General features: G+C 63.1%; 14 protein-coding genes. 2 read left to right on the forward strand and 12 right to left on the reverse strand.

Annotated features, from left to right (window positions below; translation table 11 throughout):
* Positions 1-176: 176 nt before the first annotated feature.
* On the reverse strand, positions 177-806 hold the full coding sequence (locus tag P6U24_RS04910; RefSeq protein WP_407158066.1) for an invasion associated locus B family protein: 630 nt from the start codon (positions 804-806) through the stop codon (positions 177-179).
* A 181-nt stretch (positions 807-987) separates the two neighbouring features.
* Between P6U24_RS04910 and P6U24_RS04915 the strand changes: the two genes are divergently transcribed.
* Positions 988-1,992, forward strand: a complete 1,005-nt coding sequence (locus tag P6U24_RS04915; protein WP_407158067.1) for a DUF4424 domain-containing protein — start codon at positions 988-990, stop codon at positions 1,990-1,992.
* Between the two features lie 286 nt (positions 1,993-2,278).
* Here the strand turns inward: P6U24_RS04915 and P6U24_RS04920 are convergent, their stop codons facing one another.
* The 11 genes from P6U24_RS04920 to P6U24_RS04970 form a co-directional block, all read right to left on the reverse strand.
* Positions 2,279-4,426: a caspase family protein gene (locus P6U24_RS04920; RefSeq protein WP_407158068.1), complete on the reverse strand. Its 2,148-nt coding sequence runs from the start codon at positions 4,424-4,426 to the stop codon at positions 2,279-2,281.
* 355 nt (positions 4,427-4,781) lie between these two features.
* Complete coding sequence (locus P6U24_RS04925; RefSeq protein ID WP_407158069.1) at positions 4,782-6,575, reverse strand: protein kinase domain-containing protein; 1,794 nt, start codon at positions 6,573-6,575, stop codon at positions 4,782-4,784.
* 4 nt (positions 6,576-6,579) lie between these two features.
* Complete coding sequence (locus tag P6U24_RS04930) at positions 6,580-7,377, reverse strand: PP2C family protein-serine/threonine phosphatase (protein ID WP_407158070.1); 798 nt, start codon at positions 7,375-7,377, stop codon at positions 6,580-6,582.
* A 13-nt stretch (positions 7,378-7,390) separates the two neighbouring features.
* Positions 7,391-8,086, reverse strand: a complete 696-nt coding sequence (gene tagF / locus P6U24_RS04935) for a type VI secretion system-associated protein TagF (RefSeq protein ID WP_407158071.1) — start codon at positions 8,084-8,086, stop codon at positions 7,391-7,393.
* A gap of 3 nt (positions 8,087-8,089) precedes the next feature.
* Positions 8,090-11,653, reverse strand: coding sequence for a type VI secretion system membrane subunit TssM (gene tssM / locus P6U24_RS04940; RefSeq protein ID WP_407158072.1), 3,564 nt, complete (start codon positions 11,651-11,653; stop codon positions 8,090-8,092).
* A 19-nt stretch (positions 11,654-11,672) separates the two neighbouring features.
* Positions 11,673-13,001 (reverse strand): type VI secretion system protein TssL, long form, encoded by a 1,329-nt coding sequence (tssL, locus tag P6U24_RS04945; RefSeq protein ID WP_407158073.1) that lies wholly within the window; start codon positions 12,999-13,001, stop codon positions 11,673-11,675.
* Between the two features lie 233 nt (positions 13,002-13,234).
* On the reverse strand, positions 13,235-14,572 hold the full coding sequence (tssK, locus tag P6U24_RS04950; RefSeq protein WP_407158074.1) for a type VI secretion system baseplate subunit TssK: 1,338 nt from the start codon (positions 14,570-14,572) through the stop codon (positions 13,235-13,237).
* Between the two features lie 67 nt (positions 14,573-14,639).
* Positions 14,640-16,037, reverse strand: coding sequence for a type VI secretion system-associated FHA domain protein TagH (tagH, locus tag P6U24_RS04955; protein WP_407158075.1), 1,398 nt, complete (start codon positions 16,035-16,037; stop codon positions 14,640-14,642).
* Between the two features lie 191 nt (positions 16,038-16,228).
* Positions 16,229-17,746 carry a type VI secretion system-associated FHA domain protein TagH gene (gene tagH, locus P6U24_RS04960; RefSeq protein WP_407158076.1) on the reverse strand — a complete coding sequence of 506 codons (1,518 nt, stop codon included), beginning with the start codon at positions 17,744-17,746 and terminating at the stop codon, positions 16,229-16,231.
* Between the two features lie 162 nt (positions 17,747-17,908).
* Positions 17,909-18,508 (reverse strand): DUF6931 family protein, encoded by a 600-nt coding sequence (locus P6U24_RS04965; RefSeq protein ID WP_407158077.1) that lies wholly within the window; start codon positions 18,506-18,508, stop codon positions 17,909-17,911.
* Positions 18,509-18,599: 91 nt separating this feature from the next.
* The gene (locus P6U24_RS04970) at positions 18,600-20,522 is read right to left on the reverse strand and encodes a type VI secretion system Vgr family protein (protein ID WP_407158078.1); all 1,923 of its coding nucleotides are present in this window, start codon (positions 20,520-20,522) and stop codon (positions 18,600-18,602) included.
* Positions 20,523-21,537: 1,015 nt separating this feature from the next.
* On the opposite strand from P6U24_RS04970, the gene P6U24_RS04975 reads away from it, so the two are divergent.
* Entirely contained in the window at positions 21,538-22,989 is a 1,452-nt protein-coding gene (locus tag P6U24_RS04975) for an ImpA family type VI secretion system protein (RefSeq protein ID WP_407158079.1), read from the forward strand.
* The last annotated feature ends 101 nt before the right edge of the window (positions 22,990-23,090 follow it).

Genomic DNA, 23,090 nt, shown 5'->3' on the forward strand with positions numbered 1-23,090 from the left:
TTGTTTTGAGACAACTTTGCGAGCGCACTCTGCGGTGCATGCCGCACGCCAACCGTTCGCTCGACGCATGATGGACAACGCAGGCTTTCTCCTGCGACGGACGCAAGAGCCTTTTCCGTTCTCATCCGGTCGAAGTGGGGAGGACCAATCGGTTGGTCGCCGCGCCGTCGCACGTCCTACATCTTTGCGAAGGCTTTTTCGAAGCCGTTGATCGGGAACTCGAAGGTGAAGGGCTGACCTGCCGAAGAGGTGATCACGACCGTGGCCTTGGACGAGGTCGCCAATTCCTGGATGAAGCCCTTGTCCATCGGCAGCGAGCCCGAGCACCAGTTCGGCTCGCAGATCTCGATCGGCACCTTGCGCGGCGCTGCGCCCTTCTCGAGCTTGACCTCGATGCCGGGGACGATCGAAATGCCTGGCAGCGTCTCGATGACGGATACCATCTGTCCCTTATCGTTTGCACGGATGGTCCAGGAGAGCACCGGGCGATTGGTATCCGTCTTGCGGACGGCGACGGTCATCGCGCAGGTCCGCTTCTTCGGCCCCTCCACGAATTCGCGGCAGCTGAGGATCCAGTTCTCGAAATTCGTCGTTTCAGTCTTCTCCGGCGGCGGGCCGTCGGAGCTCTGCTGTGGCGCCGGCGCGGTCTTGGAGGACGGCGCCTGCTTGGCCTGGGCGACGACGGACGGGCTCGGCGCCTTGTCACCGAGCAGCCAATCGGTGGACCAGAACGAACCTTCGCCCGCAATGGCGCTACTGATGAGACAGAGTGAGACAATCGAAGCAGTGAAGGATGAGGAGCGCATGGGATCTGCAGGCAGGCCGATCGTGCCGAAACGAGATAAGGATTTGGTCAGTCCGGCGATTTGACCTATGCTGGAGTAGGCCGCCGGTGCGGCATGATGTCAATTGTTAAGCAGATTCCCCGTGTCAATTTTGCCTGCGATGCGGCGGCATCGCCGGTCATGAACAGCAGCAGGAGCGATGATGTATCGGCTTCCGGCAACCATCCTGACAGCGGGCCTCGTCCTTTGCGGCTATTCCGCCGCGCTCGCCAACGATACGGCGGCCGAGCTTGCGATCGGCGGCCTGCAATTCACGCGTTCGTCAGCCGTGGAGATGAGGAGCGAGGACCTGGCGATTTCGCTGGACCGCATCAGCGTTCGCTATGAATTCGTCAACACGCAGTCGGCGCCGGTGACGCTCACGGTCGCGTTTCCGCTTCCCGATATCGATCTGGCGGAAGGGGAAACCATTTCGTTCTCGTCCAACGATCCGCTCAACTTTGTTGATTTTGCAACGAAGATCGACGGCACCCCCGTGAAATACAACACGGATCAGCATGCTTATCTCGGCGACAAGGACGTGACGGCGCGCCTGCGCGAGATGAAGGTCCCGCTGCTGCCGCTGGGTGCGCAACAGTTTCGGCCGCAGGATCTCGCTCCGGCGATCCGCGAGAGAATGGCGTCGGAGGGATTGCTGATGCCGGCGGGCAGTGACGAGCGCGGAAAGCCGCTGTATTCGCCGGGCTGGACCGTCAAGACCACCGTGTACCGGGAGCAGACCTTCCCGGCGGGCAAGCCCGTCATCGTCGAGCACACCTACCGGCCGAGCGTTGGCGCCAGCCCTGACACTGTCTTGCGAAAGGGTCTGCGACAAGAGAAGGCCATGGCCAAGGAGATCGAGCGCTATCGCAAGGATTATTGCGTGAGCGATGAATTTCTCCAGGAGCTCGACAAGATGGCGGGAAGCTCCCGCAACAACAGCGCCATGGTCCAGGAGCGCAGGATCAGCTACGTGCTGAAAACGGGCGCCAATTGGGCTGGTCCCATCAAGAGCTTCCGCATTACGATCGACAAGGGCGGTAACAATCGCCTGGTCAGCTACTGCCCCGGCAAGCTGGCGCCGTCGGCCAAGCCCGGGCTCGACGTGCGGGCCACGGACTTCACGCCCGACCGGGATCTCAAGCTCTTGTTCGTTGGCCGCTTGTAGCTAACCGAGCGTTTCCCGGAAATCGGCTGTCGGTGGATGGGTTGAGCTCTCGCCATCTCCAACGCTGTCATGCTCCGCCACCCGGTCCGGCCTTCGGCCGGCCGGATGACAGGCTCCGGCGGAGCATCCAGTATGTCGCGGCAGAAGAGATCGAACCGAAAGGTCACGGCGCGTACTGGATCGTCCGCCTTCGCGGACGATGACAGCGGGGGTCACCATTTCCGTAATCAACAGAACCGAGACTTTGGAAACGTTCAATTAGAACTAGAGGCTGGAGTGCTTCTGGTCAGAAGCTGAGACCGTGGACCGACACGCCGCCCGAGCCGCCACCGCCACCACCGGCTCCTCCGCCGCCGCCGCCGGGCGACGGTGACTGGCGAGCCTCGGCCCGCGGCCGCGGGACTGGGCGATCTTCACGCGCGGCGCGATCCTCGTGGGTAGCGCGCTCCTCACGGTCGCGGCTTCCATGGACTGCCGGGCCGGGCCGCGACACGATCCGGGGTTTCGGCCTGCTGACTTCCTTTTCTTCAGGCTCCGGCTTCGGCAGCGTGCAAGCCGGTGCGTCCAGCTTCTTCAGGTCCGCCAGGACGCCATCGTCGATCTCCAGCGCCGCATCCGCCTTGCCGCGAGCGACGTTGACGCGCTTCAGCGCATCCCTGGTGGAGTTGTCGAGCTCGCCGTTCTCGGCACCGCGGTAGCAGCCAAGGCGGCGCAGCTCGGCCTGCGAGCTCCGGATCACACCGCGCTTGATATCGATGTTGATCCGGCCAAGGCCGTCCACGATCTTCGGTGCTAGGTTCGAGCAGGTCAGGGACGATTGCAGTTCGAGCAGCTTGTCACGGGATTCGGTCGAGCCGGGCGCTTTGAGCAGCGCGGCCAGCTGCCTGGCCTCGGAATCGCAAGCGCGCTGCGCCTGCTCGCGCTCGGCAGTCAGGGCCGCGACGACGCTTTGCGCCCGCACCTTCGCGTCGGGGCAGGCAGACGAGCCGATGAACAGCTTCAGCTTGGCCTCATCGCGGCCGGCCGAGTCCACCGTGGCTTGTTCGGCCTTGCAGGCTTCCTCGGCCTTCTTGCGGGCTTCCTCATCCTTTCGCCTGGCTTCTTCTCGGGCGGCGACCTCTTGCTGAGCTCTCACGCGCTCCTGCTCCAGCGCCGCGAGCTTCTCAGCCGCCTGCCGGCGCTGCTCGGTTTCCTTCTTCTCGGCAAGCGCCTTTTCGGCGTTCTTCCGGTCCTCTTCCAGCTTGGCGAGCCGTTCCTGCTCCTCGCGCTGCTGCCGAGCAACGCGCGCGACCTCGGCCGCCTGGTCTTTCTTCCGCTGCTCCTCGAGCGCGGCGAGCTGAGCCTGCTCGTCACGCTTGCGTTGCGCCTCCCGGTCGGCCGCACGCGCGTCGGCCAGCCGCTTCTCTTCCTGGAGGCGTGCAATCTCTGCGCGGGTTGCCGCTTCCTGCGCCTCAAGCTCTTTCTTCAGCGCCTCGCGCCGAAGTCGCATCTCATCGTCCTCGCGATCCCGCTTCGCCCGCTCCAGCACGTCAAGGCGGTACTTCGCGTCCAGGGCGCTGATCGAGTTCGGATAACGGCGCAGGAATTCGAGGATCTGCGGAATGTCTGCGGTCTCCCGCATGTCTTCCCAGATCTTCCGGTCGGATTGATTGAGATAATATTCGCTCAGCAGGCTGATCGAGGTCTCAGGCCGCTGTCGCCCATTTGTGCTGTCGTTGACGTCGCGCGCCACCCTGCGGAACAGCGTTCCGATCTCAAGGCCCGGCTCCTGCAGCTCCCGGATCAAAGCAGAGCTGAACGGGCTGTGGGTGGAATTGGTGCCGTCCAGGGCAACGTCATCGGGGGCGGTGGCATAGGCGATGACCATGCCCTGCGTCTTGTCGATGCGCGCAAGGCCCCGCGTCGCGGGAAGGCCGCGGGTCTGGCCACCATTGGCGATCCGGTTCAGCTGATCGGCGATCGGGTTGTTTCGGCAGGCGTCGAGAATCATGATCTTGACGCCGCTGGCGCGGTCGAGGCTTGAGCGCACATCGTCGACGGAGACCAGATTGTAGCGAATGCTGATCTCGTCTTCCAACTGGGCGTCGACCGGCATCAGATAGTTCTTGCCGTGATATTGAATGGCATGGCCGGCATAGAAGAAAAGCGCCGAATCGGCCGTGGCCGATGCACGGGCGAACCGCTCCAGCACGCCGTCCATGTCCCGCTTGCCGACGTTGGTGACGAGTTGGACGTCGAAGTCCAGCGACTTCAATACATCGGCAACGGCAGCAGCATCATTCTTGGGATTGAGCAGAGCGAGCGAGGTGTCCTTGTAGTCGGAGTTGCCCATGACCAGGGCGACCCGCTTCTCGGCGGTGGCATAAGCGGGAGTCTCCGCCAGGGCAAATATCCCCAGCAGCACTAAGACCGCTGTGATGAGCAGCCTCGCCATGATGCCCCTAGTACAGGCCACACTCAAAGACCTTAACAATGCCGCAAGTTATACGGCAGCCGGTTTCTGGTTGCAACGATAAGCGCTCAATGTGACCAAAAAGCCGGCGGCTTTGCTTTTTCAAACAATTAGTTCTGCGACGATGTGATCTGGTTCACTAAAAGGTCGCACGTATTGGTGAGGCCGGTTGTTGAATCCTGCGTTGATGGCGCGCCCGCGGCGTGACACCCGGGCAACACTAGCGATGCTGCGTGATCCGGTCACACAGATCGGCCCTTCTCGCGCAAGCGGGCTTGCGTCTCCCGGCCGCCTCAGGCCGTTGCTTTGTCAGGGATCAGATCTCGGTCGCCCGACCTCACTTCTGAATCGTGACATAGCGGGCAGCCGCGTTGATGGTCAGATCGGTGCGCTGGGCCTCGCTGAGGACCTGTAGAAAGAATTGATCCGCAGGCGTCGCGGTCGGCTGCCTCAGCGAGTCGAGGACCCGCGGTGTTGCAACCGCCATAACCAGTTGCGGCACGTTGGCTCCGAGGCCGCTCTCGGCCCGTTTCATGTCGATCGCAAAGGACAAGGCATCGGTGCCTGGCTTCAACAGATACGAGAGATTTTGCACCTGTCCGTCCTCGGAGACGAGGAGCAACTCGACGACCCGATTGGCAAAGTTCTCAATGTTGCCGGCGAGCGTCTCGTTCGGCTTGATCTTCACCGAGCCGAGCGAGATGCGCGGCGTTCGTGCCGCCTCACCGCGCACCTTGTTCAGAAATGTGATCGCCGGGCACTGCGGCGGGGTCACGACACGAATGCCGATCGACGCTTCGAAGCCCTGTGCCCGCTTGAAAGCTCTGTCCAGCGCTTCGAACGGCGCCATCGACGAGCCCAGCCCCTCGATAATGGCCGCGCTCGCACCGATGGCAACGGGGGTGATGAAGAAGCAGTCGCCGCCGTCATATTGCTGGATGAATCGGCGTACCACATCGCTGCGCGCAGGGTTGTCGATGGGCGGTCTGTCCGGCGTATCCTTGGGAATGTCGGTATTTGAAGGGGGCGTGACTGACGGCCGCGGCGTCTGCGACGGCCGCGGCGTTTGTGGCTCCTTTTGCAGCGGCGGCAGTGGTGGTGGGCGCACGACAGCCGGCACGCTCCAGACGTAACGATAGTACCCGTATCCCCCACCGCCGATGACCAGCAGCGCCAGTGCTACGATCGCGCTTGCACGAAGCCAGGGCCTGCTCGGCCGGAGGGCGACGTCTTCACGTTCCGGTTTGCCGGCGCGCTCGATGCTCCCTTGCGGCACCGGCTTGGGTGCCCCGATGGTCCAACTCTCGATCTCGGCCATCTGCGGCCGGTCCTTCGGGTCCGGCTGAAGCATTCGCTCCAGCAGGGGGCGGATTCGCGCATCGATGGCGCCGAGGTCGGGCACGCGCCGTCGTTTCTCGACCAGCTGGAATTGGGTTCCTCCCATATCCAGCTTCTGTCCGGTCAGCGCGTAGAACAGCACCAGTCCGAAGCTGTAGACGTCCGACTGCGCATTGACCTCGCCGCCATAAAGACCGATCTGCTCAGGCGAGACATAATTGTGCTTACCGGCAAAGCCCGAGCCGATGATGGTCGCATCGCCGATCTGGGTGGAGCGGGCGATACCGAAATCGATGATCTTCGCGCGGGCGACATCGTTCCGGGGCACGATGATGTTGTCAGGCGAGACGTCGCGATGAATGATGCCACGCTCGTGAGCCGCATTGAGTCCGGACGCCACCCGCTTCATGAGACGAAGCAACGCCTCGATCGTCAGCGGGCCTTCTTCCAGCATATCGGCAAGCGAGCGGCCATCAACGAATTCCATCGCGAGATAAGGACGCTGCAGGACGGGTTCGACCGTGAACACGAAATAGCGGACGATCGCGTCGTGCATCAGATAGTGAAGCGCCGAAGCTTCCCGGCGAAACAGCGCCAGCGCGGCCTCGTTCTCCGCCATTTCCGGCACCAGCATCTTGATCGCCACGGCCGTCCCGGTCTGGATTTCGTGGCCCTTGTAGACCTCGCCCATCCCGCCGACGCCGATCATCTGGTCGATTTCATAGATGCCGTTGAGCCGCGTTCCCGGCGGGACGCCTCTCTGAGCCGATCGAAATGGATCGTTGGCCCTCACTCCATCACTCCCAAATACTCGTGTCTGGCCGGTCTTCGGTCGCCAGAGTCACGGTGCGCTCGCGACTGGATTCCTTTCGGATCGGTCGAACCACGACGACGGTCACGTTGTCCAGCCCGCCTCGTTCCACCGCAAGGTCGACGAGCGCCGCAGATGATGACTGCGCGTCCTGCGTGCAGGCCAGTTGCCGAATCTCGTCGTCGGAGACATGCTTGGTGAGGCCATCGCTGCAGAGGACGAAAACATCGTGTTCGGCGAATGCGCCCGTCACGACTTCCAGTTCAGGATTGTCGTGGATCCCGACCGCCTTGGTAATGACGTTCTGTGGCCAATGCTTGGCCTCTTCGGCGGTGACGGCGCCGCGCGCCAGCATCTCCTCGACTTCGGTGTGATCGTGCGAGACCTGCCTGATCGATCCGTCCTGGATGATATAGAGACGACTGTCGCCAGCCCATAGGCAGGCATAGTGATCTTCCGAAATCAGGAGCACTGTTACTGTCGAGCCGATCACGATGCCGCCGCGCTGGCGGCTGAGATCGATGATCTGCTGGTTCGCCAGAAAAATCCGGCTCTCCGTTTCCTCGAGAAGCTGCACCGCCGAATCCGCCTCCGAAATGCCGTCCAAAGCCCGGACGATGAGCTGGCTGGCGACATCACCGGCTTCGTGACCACCCATGCCATCGGCGACTGCCCATAGACCGGCATCCGTCCGCACCAGACAGGCATCCTCGTTGCGAGAGCGTACCTTTCCGGGATGGGTCGCCGAGCCTGCTTCGAAGGAATAGGATGATGGTCCGCCCATCGCTGCTCCTGCCTCAGCCGTGTTCGCGTGATTGGTCGGGGGATTTTCCAGTCAGCAGGTACGAATAGTGGAACGGATCCGGCAGCCCGTGCGAAGCAAGCGCCAGCGGTGGGAAATCCTCGCCGCCCGCCGTCCACCAGAAGCTTGCGGCCGCCGCGGTCGCATGATTGCTCCGGCGTAAAGCGCTCAGGGCATCTTGAAACGTCTTGCCGGCCGTCATGGTGCCGACGAGCATGTCGTCGAGGCGAAGCATCTGATCCGAACTGGGCACGGTGGCTTCCATGTCCGGCGGCGCCAGCCTATCCAGAGCCGCGGAGATGTCCTCGAACGATTTCGATCGATCGAGCGTCGCCAGCAGGAATTCCTCGGCGAGCGCGAACCACGGCTCCTGCGCGTTGATATCCGGTGGCGGTATCGAGTGGTCGGGATCGGCCACCGCCAAGAGCGTGAGAGGATAATAGCGTCCCACCCCGTCCAGCGAGGGCATCAGCGTGCCGAGCACCGTCGCGCCCGACAGGTCGGCGCCGAGCCAGAAGCGCCACAGCGGCGCGGTCAGGAACGCGTTCTGCCAGCGGGTGCCGAGATGATGCTGGCTTGCCGCCATGCACGACTGCACCCACGGCTCCCACATTTCCAGAAAGCGGCGCGGAGTGGCCAGAGCGATGAAGTCGCGCTTTGCGGAAAGCTTTCCGAACAGGCCGCACCGCATGGATCAAATCCCGTTAGGACAGCGAAACTCCCGGAGCGCGCTGAGATTGAGGGGATTCTTAATCGAGCCGGTCGTGATCTGATACTTCAACTCACGGCCGGCGACAATGAAGCTGGCGGTGGCGGTTTCCGCTCGCGCCGTCATTGATCCTGCTTCCAGCAGCCTGAACAAGGACCAGGGTCCCGTCCGTTCGAGGATCGATGGCTGGCCGGTCGCGTCATTCGTCACCGAAATCGCAGTTCGCATCGATGGGCCCGGCCACTGAACACTGGTCGGCGACACGCTGGGAAGCTTGGTCGGCGGCGGTGGTGGCGGCGACGGCGAAGCGAACAGACCGCCCCCCGCGGGCGCCGGCGGAGCGGGGCTCGCGATTGCCGTCCCGCCGATTTCGATCTTGGCGCTCGCTCCGGGCTCGTTGAGCACGGGCGGCTGCACGGCGAGAGCGACCGCAGGCAGGTTGCCTCCGTTCTGGAAGAAGGCATCACGAATATAGGCCGCGCGCTGGAACTGCCTCAGCGTGTCCGCCGACAAGGTCGCGCCAACAGCGCTTTCCTTTCGCCAGGTCCATTCCGGCTTCGAAGTATCTGCATAAGGCGCGAGCGACTGCGTGAAGAATTTGTCCAGAATGCCGTTCGGGCTGAAGAGCTTGGAAAAATCTCCGAGCGGAACCTCCTGGTTGCTGGCCCGCACGAACGGATAGCGGCCAGTGATGATCTGCTGGCAGGCCGGCGTGACCTGGTCGCGCAGCATGACCAGCAACTGGCCGGCGGTTGCCGCCGCCATGTCCGTTTCAAATTCGGCCGCGGCGCCCCGCAACATGTCCGAGAATGGCGGCGGCATTCTGCCGGCATTGTTTCGCAGCGTCGCGACCTGGTTCTGCAGCGCGGCGGTGGCTTGCGCCGTCAGTTGCGGATTCTCGATGATGAGCGTCAGGCTCTGCGCAATGTCGTTGAGATTGGCGACCACCGAATCGATCGGCCGTCGCGTGCTCTCGCCCTCGACAACGGCGTGGTAGGGCCTGAATTGCGCTTCGATTTTGGCGCCGGGCGGGCCGTCCTGCGCATTGAACAGCATGGCCATGGTCGCGGCCTTCGCATCGGCTGCAGAGGAGGCGGCCTTGTCCGCGTTTGCCGGTTTCGGGCGTTCACGCGTCAGCTTGGTCTCGTCGCGCAGCGATTCCAGGATCAGCCGCAGCGGCGACGCCGGTGCGGAGATCGCACGCAACGCCTGATATCGCGGCTTGTCGGCAAGCAGCTTCTTGAGCCTCAGCTTGGAGAGCGCATCGCGCCAGGCGCCGACGAAGTCATTCCCGTAGAGATCGAGCAGGCCATCGGCGAGGTTGTCGTATTGCTGGCCGAGGGCGGACTGCTGGCCCGCTTCGCCCAGCACCCAGCGGTCCTTTTTCATCCGCTCCGATAGGTCGGCGAGCTTGGCCATGAACCTGTCGTGAAAGCCGTTATAGGTGAAGAAGGCGGGAACAGTGATCGTCTCCAGCGGCTGGCCCTTGTCGGCCTCGAACACATTGGCGGCGTCAAGCCCGCCCTTGCGGACCACCGACCAGTCGTCGGCGCTGGAGCTGCGCGCCTCCGATTTCAACAGCTCATAGGCACGTTGGGCGACGCTCAGCCGAGCGAGCGTTCTTTGGGCTTCCAGCACCAGATGGCCATCGAGTTCGACCAGCGGAGGCGTCTCAGTCTCCAAATCGAACATCGCTGCCAGGTGCTCGGCCAGCAGTTTCCGGCCTTCCGCGTTGGTAGGGCCGGGATAGAGATTCTCGGCCCAATCCCGCTGCATCCACGACATGATCAGGTCTTTGTCTTCCGGATGAAGGCCGCCCAGCATCATGTAGACCTTCAAGGCCTCGTAAACGAAGCCGCCGTCGGCGATCCGCGCGTTCAGCTGCTCCTCGAGCCGATAGAGCAGCCTTGGCCTGAACAGCCGCTCCAGAGCGGTATGGTAGGCCGTCTTGGAGGAGGAGAGCAGGCGGTCGTGCTGGCTGAGCCCGAACTCTTCCGACGTCGGGATCGAGGCGGTTCGCGTGCCGTAGCCCACCGGCGTATTTCGCAAGCGGTGCAGCAGCGGCAGCACCTTATGCAGATCGCGGTCGTCGATCAGGGTCTGCTTGACGAAGGGGCCGGCGGCACCGGAGTAATCATTGTCCGCCTGCTCGTTCTGCTCGATCAGGTCGCGGTTCTGCTTGTAGCTCGTGAGCCAGGCGAAGGTCAGCCCGACCGTCACCAGGCCGATCAGGGAAAATGCAGTTGCCTTCAGGATCAAGGCGCGCCTGATGGCAGCCCTGTCGGTGGACACCCAGGCGGCCTCGCCGATGATGACTTTCGTGATCAGGTCGGTGAGGAAGAAGCTCTTGCCGGTTCCCGAATGGCCTGTTGTTGCGACATGCTCGGCGCCGAAGGTCCGCGCCAGCGAGCCGACGAGCTGATCGATCGGCGTGCCGTTCTGCGTGCCTGAGCTGAAATAGAACCCGCGCAGTGTGGCGTTGACGTGGTAGCGGGTGGGCTCGAAGATCTGGGTCAGGAAATTCGCCACGATCGGCTTGAGCCGCGCCATCTGCGCCGCGAAGCCGAACAGCGAGACGCGGTAGTTGGGCGAGGGCTCCTCCTGGAGGCGGTCGATCGTCTCCTCGCTCAGCCATTCCAGCAGCTGGTCGAACTGGTCGGGAACCGTGGCGACCATGTTCTGCTTCTTGTTCGCGGTCTGGAATGTCGCTCCCCAGACCTGCCGGCGGGCGGCCTCGTTGAGATAGCTGAAATATTCATTGAAGCCCGCGACGAGATCGGCCTTCGTGAACAGCGCGTAGACCGGAAAGTCGACCTTGAGCCTCTGATGCAGGTCGAGCAGCCGCGCGCGGATGGCGTTCGCGTGCGCCGAGATTTCAGCCGCAGACAGCGTCAGCAGATCCTCGATGCTGATTGCGACGATGACACCGTTGATCGGCTGGCGCGGCCGGTTCTTCTTCAGAAGATCGAGGAATGAAAACCAACTCTGCTTGTCGGCGGTGGCGTCGGAGTCCTGCGTCGTGTAGCGGCCGGCGGTATCGATCAGCACCGCTTCGTCGGTGAACCACCAATCGCAATAGCGCGTGCCGCCAATGCCGGCCACGGCGGCCGGCGTTGAACCGGCCGCGAGTGGGAATTTCAGACCCGAATTGACCAAGGCCGTGGTCTTTCCCGCGCCGGGCGGGCCGATGATGATGTACCAGGGCAGTTCGTAGAGATAGCCGGACTTGCCCTTGCTTGCGGCCTTCAGGGTCGCAACGGCGTCCTTCATGCGTTCCTTGAGCACCGGCTCGTCATTGGCAGGCTCGGCCTCGCCGGAAATGCCCTTGGCAATGTTTTCCGCGCTCTTGCGCTTCTTGTAGAACGTGAAACCGCTGAAGCCGGCGGCGGCGGTCACCAGCAGCAGAATCGTGATCTGCCGGACGATCGTGTTTTCGAACGGATGCCAGCCGCCGATCGAAATCAGCGGGCCAGCGAAATAGACCACCGCGGAGAGAGAGCCGAGGCCGACCCCGTACAGGATAATTCGGATGATTTGTTTTGGGAGCATCCTGTCGCTGCCTTATCGACTATTCGCTTCTTGCAATGAAGATTTCGACGCGCCGGTTGTTTGCCCGTCCCTCGGGCGTCGCGTTGGTATCGATCGGGGAGTCCGCGGCTTTGCCTTCGACGTCGACCCGGCTGGAATCCGACAGTCCCGGCTTCAAGACCGCGGCGACGGCCTTGGCGCGCTCCAGCGACAACACGTAGTTCGATGGGAAGCGTGCGTTGCCAATCGGCGTATTGTCGGTGTGCCCAACGATGCGGATCTTGCCGGGCTCCTTTTCGAGCGTGGCGGCAAGCCGGGTCGCGATCGGCTTGAAAGCGTCCAGCACCGTCGCCTTGCCGGAGTCGAACAGGATCAGATTGCAGACCCTGATGATGATGAAGTTCGTCGACTGGTCGGCCGTCATCTTGCAGGCCGTATTCTCGGCGGCCAGCGCGTTCCGAATTCTCTGCAGCTGCGTGATGCGATCCGGAGGCGGTGGGGGCGGCGGGAGCGGCGGCGGAGCGACGATTTTTCGCTTCAGCTCGATCTTGTCTGAGGGGTGCAGCGAGAATGCGAGCTGCGCGGCCGCCTCGGTACGGCTGATCAGCCAGGTCCGCAAGGTGATGAACCCCAGAAACAGCAGTGCGGCGGCGACCGAGGCCACCATCCAGGCCGGAACCGAAATGCGGTTGCGGCGCACCGCCAGCGCCTGCCCGCGCCAGTTCGGCGACAGGTCGCGCATCACCCTTGGACGGACCCGCCGCAACAATTCGTAGAGGTCGCGCTGGATCACCTGCAGCCCGGCGACGCCGCCTGCGGAGGTGCGGTGCATGCCCTGAAATCCGAGCGCAAGGCAGGCGTGCTGCAACTCGAGGACCGGGTAGTTGACCAGCGGGTCGGCCTTGAGCCGATCCAGGATCTCGAAGAAACGAACGCCGCCGATGCGCTCTCCGAAGAAGCGGCTCAGCATGCTGTATTGCGCCCAGACATGCCGGTCATTCGTCGGGATATGCTGCACGATATCGTCGGCAGTCGCACAGAGAATGTATTTCGCAGTATTGGCTTGCTGCTCGGAGATGCCAGCCGAGCGGATGTCCTTCTCGAAGAACTTCACCGCGTCGGCGACCTGCTCCATCAGGCTGGCGAAGGAGGCGCGCATCAGGGCGACGCGCAGTCGTCCGAGCAGCTGCAGCAGCGGACCGGCTGCCCGCATGATCGGGTTGGCATTCGGCGCGACGAGGTCATCGACGCGCAGCGCCGGTGCGGGCGGCAGGTCGGGCCCGCGCGCGGGTTGGTTCTGTGACGAGATCCAATCTTCCGCAGCCGGCGTCACAGGAGCCGCGCCGAGCGAAGCGCTGGGCGCAACCACGGATGCCACCGGCGGCGGGACAGGCGAGTATTGTCCCGGAGGTGGCGGACCGCCAGCGCCGCTGTCGGCCAGCGGCACCGGTGAGAACGGTGCGCGTGGGTTCGAAACATCTGCCGGGGGCGGGCCAGGTGAGGGAGCCGCTGGCGGCGCCTGCGGCAACCGTCCTCCGGGATTCGGCCGGATGATGGTCCGCTCGGTCCGTCCGAAGGGGTTCACAGGCTTGTCCCTGTCGCTCATCGCCGATCTTCCAGAATCGCCCAGAGATAAAGTTCCAGCTCGGGCCAGTCGCCGGAGAAGTGCATGCCGATGGACGCCGCGTTGCTGAAGTCAGGCCAGAGCTGCGATTTCCTGTCCATGTAGAAGTAGACGTGGTCGGTGATCGCGCGGATGTGGGGCGGCGGCGTCGGCAAGTGCACCAGGGGCACGCCGGGCAGGTTGGCGTGCACGATTTCGTTCATCTTGGTGTTCGGCCCGACCTTGAACAGATGCGGGAAGTCGTTCTGGATCTCGACCAGCGGGCGGCGCGCGGTGACCTCAAGGACGAAGGTCGCATTGCGGAACAGCGAGCGGTCGCGGATCGGAGAGACGAATGCGTTCTGCGCGCGCTCGATGATCTCCAGGCGAATGGCGCGGCGCCCGAGCTGGGCGCTGAGGAATTCCTGGAGATCGCGGATCAGCGGCGCGAAGACGTTCTCCAGGTTGTCATGATCGTAGGCCGGATAGTCCCGCGCGCGCCGCTCCTGCGTCACGAAGGTGGCGAGCTCGCCGGCCAGCCGAAGCAGCTGCTCATAAAGCCGTTCCGGATGCACATAGCCCGAGCGCTGCAGGTGGATCAGCGACGGGATCTCTCTATTCAACAGCTGCAGCACCAGATACTCGACGCTCTGCAGGCCGCCTCCCGAGGACGGATCCACCGCATAACGCGCCAACTCTTCCAGCTTGGCGTCGATCCAGCCGATCACGCGGTTGATCCAGCCGCTGATCACCGGGTGGGCCGCGGACACCAGCATGGGCGGCACGTAGCGGTCGTCGAACAGCACGTTCTTGTCGCGCACCTCGAGCACGCGTGCGATGCCAAGAGCCATATAGCCGGGCTTGGATGTTCGGCGCAGCTCGAATGTCAGTCGCGGCAATGCGATCTCGACCTCCTCCTCGATCCTGAGCGAGGACGTGGAATCGATGAAGGTCTCGGACGACCGCGTGTAGCGGCTGGCGCTTTCTGCCGTGGCTTCATCCACCTCGCGGGTATTGGGCGCAGCGAGCGGCATGACCAGCCAGGCGATCTGGCCGGCGGTGCCGTCGGGGACGTCGATCGCGTCCGGAATGGGGCTGTCCGCTGGAATGTCGAACGGCGTTCCGTCGGGCATCACGCCGCTGGCGCGGCGCAGGCCGAACTTGCTTTGCTGGGCGAGGTCCTGGTCGATTTCGAGCTGATCAAAACCCCAAGGATAGGGCGTGACGTGGCGGACGCGCTTGTCGATCAGGTGCTCGATATACCTGTCGTTCTGCTGCAGATGATGCGGACGAAGAAACAGGCCCTCCGACCAAAAAACCTTGCTGTACCAAGACATCTACATCATCCGTTCACATGTTGTGCCGGTTGCCCCGGCTATTCCGCAGCAAATCTCTGCTCGACCTCTACTGACGATGGGCCTCATCGTAGTGATCGGCAAAATGCTGCATGAATGCATCGACCGGGGCACTGGCCTCTCGGCCGAAGCTTGCATTCCAGCGTGCGACCAAGGTGTCCCAGAGCCGGCCCTTCTGCGAGCGAACCTTGTCGAGCATGCTTTCCTGGTCCTGGGCCTGCCTGGCGATCGCTGCAGGGTCGAGCTCGGCCATCAGCATGGAGATGGCGTGCCGCATGGCAGCGTAGGTCCGTTGCTGGTGAGTCCGCAGATCGTTGTAGCCCTGCTCCAATGCGGCTCGCGCGCCCAGATAGGCGCGGTTCCTCGGGCCAAACAGAATTCTCATCGCCTCTTCGGGTGAAGGTGCGAATTTCAGCGGATTGTTCTCAGTCGCCTCGACCGTCGTGTGAGATCTGCTGCGCGTCAGTCGCTTGGCCTCATTGCGCGCCTGCAGCAGGATCATGAGGTTGATGATGGACATCCGCATCAGCTCGCCGAGCTCGTGGGCCAGCTGATCCTCGTCGCGGTTGGCAAACGTGCTCTCGGGCACGGCCGCGCCGCGTGCGATGATGCTGGCCAGGCTCTGCCCGGCGCCCTGCGGCCTGACGCCGGTTTCGACAGCAGGGCTCGCCGTCGGCGGAGATTCCGCCTGCGCGGCGGCCGCGCTGGCGGGGGAGCCCCCTTGGGGCTTTGGCACGGCGAACGGCGATGTGGCTGGTGGCGCGACGCTTTCGGCAGGAGCAGGATGGTCGATGCGTGCCGCTTGATCGCGCGCCGCCACGGCGTGAGGATCGGACGTCCGTTGCACACCAAAGGGATCGCTGCCCGTCCAATCCATACCTGCGCTGTCGTCGTTCTGACCGGTCAGCGCGCGCGGACGAACGGCGGAGCTGTCGGCGCCTGCCCCGGATGAAGTCCAGTCCGCGAAGGCCGACTGTGCCGGCGCTGCGCTGCGAGGCGCGCGAGCGTCATTCGCTGCCGGCGACGGGGAGACCGCCGGTGTTCCGCTCGCCCACACATCGGCGTCTGAGGCCGGGCGCGCGGCGCTGCTCGTCTGCGGCAGAGCGCGCTGCACATGCGAGCCCTCGGGCCGATCGAGCGAAACCGCGATGATGTAGTGGCCGATAATGAGACGATCCCCGTCCTTGAGTTGGTAAGGGCTGCGCATTCGGTGCGCCGCTCCATTCAGGAACGTGCCGTTGGTCGAGACATCATGAAGCCAATAGCTGTTGTCGCGGTAGCGGATCTCGCAATGCTTGCCGGAGATGTAGCGCGTTGGATCCGGCAAGGTCCAATCGACGTGCTTGTCGCGTCCGATATCGACCGGGCGCTCTCCGTCGACCGCAAACGAGATGGGTCCTCCGTCGGGCAGGTTGGCCAGATTCTCGATGGTCAGGCGAAGCGCCATCAGGCATTCCTGGTATGGTGACGACGGTCTTCAGCGGTTGGGTAGAATGGCATTCTCGAACTCGCCGTCGAAATTGGTATCGTTATTGCCCGCTCTCCTCGATTACTGCAGGTCGCGAGCCCAAGGCTTGGTGCGCCAGTTGCAAAAATCACGCGGAGCGGGCGCCGAATCGTTACACGCAATGCACTCCTTCAGCGGCTTCCCCCCGGCAGTCCCGCCCGCTTGTCCGACTGCAAGGCAGCTCGGTCATCCGTGCGTCCGAATTCCTCCTCGTCGTAATGTTCGGCGAAGTAGACCATGAATGCGTTCACCAGCGCATCCTTCCTGCTCTGCGTCCGAACCGCCCAATGTGCGACATAGGCGTCCCAAAGGCTCGCCTTGCGCGACCCAAATACGTCGGCGAGACCGGGCTCACTCTTTAGTCTCTGCTCGACTTGCCCGGGATCAAACTCCGCCAATAGTGCCTTGAGCGCGTATTGCATCGCCGAAAAGGTCTGGACCTCATGGGATTTCAGGTCGTCGAAGCTTTGTTTGAAGGCGGCACGCGCATCGAGATAGCTTCCGCCTGGCGGCGCGAACATCAGCCGCATCGCCTCCTCGGCGGTGGGCGCGAACTTGAGGGGATTGTTGTTCAGCGCCTGGATCGTGGTGTGGTCCGAGCTGCGGGCGAGGCGCTTGGCCTGTTGGCGGGCTTCGAGCAGCTCCTTGGCGTTTTCGGTGAGCACTCTCAGCAATTGGCCGATTTGCTCCGCCAGCACGGCAGGATCACTGCCCGAGAGTGCATCCTGGGGCAGACCCGCTCCGTAGGCGAACGCACGGACGAACCGATCGAGTCCTGACACGCCGGCTCCAGCGGGCTGACCGCGTTCCGTTCCGCCCGCGGGAGCCGGCGCGGCCCGTTCGATATTGGCCTGCGGCCAATCATGCATCGCTGGTGGAACGACAGGCGCGGCTGGCGGTGTCTTGTTCTCAATTGGGGCTCGCGGTTGTGCGGCCGGCTGCGTCTCGACGGTCTCGGGCCAACTGTGCTGAGGCTGTGGTGGCGCGCTCCACGGCGCAGCTTCATCGGTCCAGACCGGCCGTCGCGGCTCGGGCATGGGAGGCGCGGCCGCGACGGGAGCGGGCTCGGTCCGCACCCCATGCGCCCAGCCCATGTCGTCAGCAGGATCGGGCGGAGGAGCGGATGGGCCTCCGGGCCGGCGGGCAGCGGGAGTGGTCCAGGGAACGTCGACCGCCCATTCGAGAAAATCGGCCTTCATCGGCCCGGAATCTCGGTTGGGCTTGAGGTGCTTCGGGTTAACAGGCGGAGCGACGTCGCCGACCGCGCTCCATATCTCGTCGTAGCTCGCGGGCGGGGCAGGGGCCGTAACCGGCGCCGCATCCGCTGTCTGCCCGTCGATGCTGGCCGAAATGATATAATGACCGATCAAGAACCGGTCACCGTGACGAATGCGGTAAGGCACCGGCAAGCGGGTCTCGGCACCCAGCAAGTAGGTCCCGTTGGTCGAGGTATCATGCAGCCAATAGGCGTCGTCGCGCCACCTGATCTCACAATGCTTGCCTGAGATGACGCGGTCCGGATCAGGCAGGGTCCAGTCGAGATATTGATCGCGGCCGATATCGATGCCGCGCTTGCCCTGAATCTGGATGCTGAGCGCGCCGCCGTCTGGAAGGCTGGTCTGGTTCTCAACTCTCAGCGTCAGCGCCATGGCCGCCATCGTCTGCAAGGATCAGCCGGTGCTTGCAGAACAGCATCGGGTCCAATTCCACAATCGCCCAGCACGGTACGTCCAATCCCCTGACCGTTCAAGGCCGGCCCGGCGCAGCGACCAGCGCGCCACGAACTACAACAGCGTGAGCAACCGCTCTGGTCAACCAAGGCCGTGGTCCGCGAGCTTGAGCGCGTCGGCGATACACTTGCGCAAGCGCGACATGCGCTCGGCACCGCCGACCTTCGCCGCGCTGAGAAGAATGGCGACCCGGCTCGCCCGCGCCGTCATAAAAGGTGCAATCGGCGCGGGCTGGGATCCGACCGTCTGAGACCCGCCCGACCATCCGGCTGCCAGCGCCAGCCAGGTCGTTGGATCCTTGCGGTCGCCACGATCGCCGATCTGCAGCGCGTATTGCCTGCGCTGGTCATCCGGCTGATAGACCCACGACTCGGCGGCGAGCAGAGCGTCGGGACGATCGCGGGCAAGATCCTCCGCAAGAGTCTTTACACTCGTGCATGCCCACCACACGGCCTCGCGCCGCGGCAACAGATAGGCGCAGAAGCCCACTGCCTCCGGTATCTTGCCGGCCGAGACCAGGCTCTTGACGAAATCGGTCGGCGTCTGCTCGGTTGGAGCATGGTTGACGATCTCAGACACTTCGGGGAAGGCCTCAAACAACGCACGAGCAGTCGCGAAACGGATAACGGACATCGAGGCACCCCAAGGGCCGGATAATGCGCCGGACAATACGATCGTCATGAAATCAGCTCGTCGCCAAGCTTGTCACCTCCCGCCGCAGGCACAAGGGACATGCGGCTATCGGATGCTATAAGTTACAGGTTGGGCGCTCCTATAACGGGATGCCGCTGATCGTCGCCGCGGCCGCATTGAGCATCGGGGTATTGAGCACCGCGGCGACATTGACGGACGGTGCCGTCAGGTTGATCGAAGCCATGCCCGTGAGATTGATGTTGGGTGCCATCAGCGAAATCGAGTCGGGCATGATCTTAACGCTGCTGAGCCCCATGCATACGTTCAACGTGATGCCGGTCATTGCATCGACGGTCTGCTGACCGATGTCGAGTGTGATGGTCTGGTTGCCGAGCTGGATCTCCAGCTTGTCGTTGCCCTTCTGAATGGTCCAAGTCCGGTTGTTGCCGACAGTCCAGGTCTGGTCGCCTCCCATGTAAGGCGAGTCGGGACCGATGACGCCGACCGTCCCGGTCTGGTTCGCATTGATGGTGACGAGGTGATCCTTCTGCGCATGCATGCGGATGAATTCGTCGCCCTTCTTGTCCTCGAACATGAACTCATTATAGCCGTGATCGCCTTTCGAGGATTCCGACTTGGTGCCGGACTGCGTCTTGTTGTCGGGCAGCGCGTACGGCACCTTGTTGTCGCCGTTGTAGACGCATCCCGTCACCAGCGGCCGGTCCGGATCGCCTTCGAGGAACTCGACGACCACTTCCATGCCCACGCGCGGAATGAACTGCGTGCCCCATCTCTTGCCGGACCAGGCATGCGCGACCCGCACCGGGCACGACTTCTTCGGCTCGCGGTCCCAGTAGAACTGCACCCAGATGTGGGCGTTCTCGTCGGTCGAGATCTCCTCGTTCTCCTCGCCCTTCTTGCCCACAACCTTGGCTGTCTGGATGCCGTAGATGCGCGGTTTCGGCGTGACGGGAAGGCTACGGAACGGCCGGTCGCTGGGGAGGAATTCGTACGAGCCATAATAGACCTGCTCTTCGGCGCTGCCGGACGCATTGGTTCGATAGTTCTGGGTGCCGTAACGGTGTGAGGATCGGACGACGAGAAATTCGCGGTTTTCCGCACCGATCGGATGGCGCTCGGCGGTGACGAGGCTGCCTGGAAACAAGGAGGCCGCATCACCGTCCGCATAGCGGCGATGATCGTAGGACTGCTCGGCCTCCAGGCGGAACTTCGAAAACTTCTTGCCCTTGTCCTCTTCGTCGTACTTGCCGGGATAGTCATAAACCTCGAACTTCGAATGCGTGTAATTCTCCGCGGCTTCGTTCGGCGCGCGCAGCTTCTTGTTGGGCTTGAGGTAATCGTAGTCGTTGAACTCGACCTTGCCGGTCCGGAAGCGGCGTTCCGAGACCCAGGCCCCCAGATATTGATCCTCGTGAAGCGCGCGGCCTCCGAGCGGAAGGTAGGGCAGCTTGGGGACGTCGGGATTGGCCTCGTGCGAGGAGCGGGAATCCGCCAGCACCATCACGTGCTTGCCCGCGGAATGCTTGAAGAAATAATAGATCCCATACTGCTCCATCAGCCGGGAGCAGAAGGCAAAATCGGTCTCGCGATACTGCACGCAATAGGGAATGCTGTCGTAGTCGGCGGTGGTCTTGAACTCGAAATCGGTGAAGCCGGCCTTGGTGAAGACCTCCTGGATGATGTCCTTGACATTCTTGTCGAGAAAGATCCGGCAGTCCGCCCGATAGGACAGAAGATGGAACCAGGGGCGAAGCACCAATCGGTAGTGGTAGTAGTCCTCGATCTTCTCGACCCATTGTGCACGCGTGAGAATGCCGTCGAAAAAGCGCACCTTGCCGTTGTAGGCCTGAAGCTTGATCGTGCAGGACTTCCCGAGCGCCTGATCAAAATTCAGGTTCTCCTGCTCGCTCAAGGCATCGATCTGAAACTCGAAATCTTCGCCGAGCGCTTCGACCCCGTTGAACTGACTGAGGACCAGGACATCCTTGCCCAGTGGCGTGGTCAGTTCTCCGACTTGTCCGTCCTGACTGATCTTTCCCATTTGCCCTCTCGCCGCACCGGAAACTCATGTTTGTCGAACGTCGCGGATATCCGGTTCAATTTCAAACAGATCGGTTGCTGCGTGGGCCCAGCGACGATCCGAGGCGGTTGCAGGATGTCATCCGCAGGGGATCGGCGGAGCGCACGCGCTGAGGGCCAGAGTTGCGGAAATCCATTGCGCAAGTGAGGCGGTCCCATGGCCATTCGATCGAGGAAAATGGGCGTACCGCACAAATGTGACAGACACTTGCGTCGCACGCTGCGGGTGGTGATCGCGCCTTCGTTTCCGCCCGGTGCGCAGGTTCAACACGCGGATGCGGGTCCGGACGCAGACCGATGAATGATGAATAACGTGTCGATGCGCTCGGCTCTCGTTATCTGAGGGCCTCATGGATCTCGACAACTACTGCGGCGCAGCGAGCGCGGCCGGGGCGCTCGGCGCAGGCCGAGTCGTCGAGGGCGTCAAACGAATGTACATAGGCAGGTAAACTCTTGCGCGCACTCGCGCAGGTCCTCGCATCGGACGATAGCGTGCAATCGATCGAGCGACATCGAAGCTCGCGATTTGTTTAAATGCGAGAAGGGCCGTCGAAGCGGTGAGGGTACGATAACAATCGCAGCAATATCCTGGTACGGCCGCAGCCGAGGTGTCTGGCGGAAGCGGGCGGTTGTGGCCCCGAGATCCCGGCCGTGACGCCCCACGCCGCCGCCAACGCCCTGCAGAGTGTGAGCTAGGTCATGAAGCCGCCATTCGGAGCCGTATACTGGTTTCTGGAGCGGCTCTATGGTCGTCGCTCTGCTGCCCTGCGGGAGCGGTTTGAACCGAACCGCCCGGCGGGTACACTCATAATAAGTAGTCGAACAGCACGCACGATGATAGCGTCGGATGGATCGGCCTCTGAAGAGGCAGGTGTGCGGCCGACTGCGAAGGGGCGGTTCGGGAATGGCTTTTGCGAAGAGTGGTTTGCAAGTCGTGGTTGATGGTTTGAGCTTGCCGTGTCCGCGGGGTCAAGGCAGTGCTGCAGCCTGATCAGACGAGCTGGGAGCAGCCAGTCGCCGGTGCGGAGCCGACGTCGGAGGCGCCTGTGACGGAAGCGCCTGCGACGACTGCGCCGGGCAGCTCCGATCCTCGCAAGTTGGATCCGGCGGTCGCCGCGCTCTGTAGCCCCTTGTCCGATGCCGATCCGTGCGGGCCGGATCTCGATCTGGACGGCGATATCGATTACTTGAACTTCTTCGCCCAGGTTGAAGGTGTCCTCCCCGCCTCCTTCTTCTCGGCCGACGATGGCAGGCCATTCGATCGGACGACGGTTGATATCAAGGGGCAGCGGGAGCTGATCAAGCCGCTGTTGCAGCGCACGCGCGACATCAGGTTGCTGATCATGCAGGCGCGTCTCGAGATCCTGGACAAGGATCTTGCCGCGTTCTCGGTCAGTGTTGCGGGTATTGCCGAACTGCTGGAGGCCTTCTGGGATCAGGTCCATCCGCGCTGTCAGGGCGACGATGCAACCGCCAGATCGATTGCCATCGGCGCGTTGGACGCCTCGACTGTGGTTTTTCCGCTTCAATATGCACCCCTGTTCGAGGCGCGGCGAATTGGGCCGGCGACCTACCGGGCGCTGATGATTGCGAATGGCGAGGTGAAGCCGCGCGGCGGAGAGACGAAGCTGGCCGTCACCGCTCTGCTGGAGGGCCGAGGCGATGCCGACCCGGCCGCTCTGGCCGCCACGCGCAAGCACATCGGTCTGCTCAAGACGGCGCTGGGCCAGATACGCAACGCGTTCGCGCTTCACGGCGCATCCGCAGGTCTCGATAATCTGCCGGCGCTGGTCGCCAAGATCCAGGGGTTCATCGATCCCGCAGCCACCGAGATCGGCAGGCTCGCGCAGCAGCCGACCGAGGCGGGAGCGCAAGCCGATGGTGCGGGGCAGCGAGCGGATGACAAGCCGTTCAATCCCGCCGGAGCGCCGGCCTCCCTTGCCGCCGCGCGCGAGGCGCTTGCGGCGATCGCCGATTATTACAGCCGGCGCGAGCCTTCGAGCCCGACCCTTCCGCTGGTGCGCCAGGCCCATCAACTCATCGGCAAGTCATTCCTCGAGGTGATCAGCATCCTCGTTCCCGGCCATCTGGACAAGGCCGTCTTCCAGATCGGAAGCGATCAGGTGTTCGAACTCCCGATCGGCAAGTTGAACAATCTTCCCCAGGTGAGCGCGGCAGATGCGGCCACAGCTGCGGCCGACCCGGCCGCGTCGACAGAGGCGCCTGTTCCGCATTACGAAGTCCGAAGCCGCAGCCAGGCCATCGCCCTGCTCGAGCAGGTGCAGAGCTACTTTCGCCAGCACGAGCCGGCCAGCCCTGTGCCTATGATTTGCGAGCGTGCGCGTGCGCTCGCGGAGCGGGACTTCATGGCGGTGCTCAGGGACGTGCTACCAAAGGCAGCGCTCAAGAATATCGGAGCTGACAAGTGAGGATGGCTATCGGAGCAGCGACACATCGATCTTGTCGCCCGGTGACGTGTGACGCAGGCGTGACAATTGACGAAGCCATAAAAGGGCCCTTTAATCCCGCC

This window comes from Bradyrhizobium sp. STM 3557, from assembly GCF_045571465.1.
In the GTDB taxonomy this organism is placed as follows: domain Bacteria; phylum Pseudomonadota; class Alphaproteobacteria; order Rhizobiales; family Xanthobacteraceae; genus Bradyrhizobium.